A 573-nucleotide genomic window follows, 5' to 3' on the forward strand; every position below is an offset into this window, starting at 1 on the left:
GATTTGTTCTGGTGTTATCGGAGAGGCTTTTGGTGTTTTGCCCTGACGCTCATCACGCAGTTGTTTGACCCATCTTGTCATTGTGGAAAGGCCAACATCCATAGCTTTGGCGGCATCTGCCACCGTGTATTTCTGGTCAACAACCAGTTGAGCGGATTCGCGTTTAAACTCTGCGCTAAAATTTCTTTTTTTCATTGGAGCACCTGTGTTGTTCTGAGGTGAGCATATCACCTCTGTTCAGGTGGCCAAATTCAGTGTGCCACTTCACACCAGAAAATCATTGATATGGCCATGAATGGCGTCGGATGTCGCGCCAGTGCACGCATTATGGGCGTTGGCCTCAACACGGTTTTATGTCACTTAAAAAACTCAGGCCGCAGTCGGTAACCTCGCGCATACAACCGGGCAGTGATGTGATTGTCTGCGCTGAAATGGACGAACAGTGGGGCTACGTCGGTGCTAAATCACGTCAGCGCTGGCTGTTTTACGCGTATGACAGGATACGGAGGACGGTTGTGGCGCACGTCTTCGGTGAACGCACTCTGGCCACACTGGAGCGTCTTCTGAGCCTGC

General features: G+C 51.1%; 1 protein-coding gene and 1 pseudogene. One reads left to right on the forward strand and one right to left on the reverse strand.

Going from position 1 to position 573, the window contains the following annotated elements; translation table 11 throughout:
- Positions 1–195 (reverse strand): IS3 family transposase (locus BFF42_RS20290; RefSeq protein WP_032291100.1); only part of this gene is annotated, 195 nt, incomplete at its 3' end.
- 69 nt (positions 196–264) lie between these two features.
- On the opposite strand from BFF42_RS20290, the pseudogene BFF42_RS20295 reads away from it, so the two are divergent.
- Positions 265–573, forward strand: a pseudogene (locus BFF42_RS20295) (IS1-like element IS1F family transposase); the annotation flags it as partial.

This window comes from Shigella sp. FC1661, from assembly GCF_001712525.1.
GTDB lineage: Bacteria > Pseudomonadota > Gammaproteobacteria > Enterobacterales > Enterobacteriaceae > Escherichia > Escherichia coli.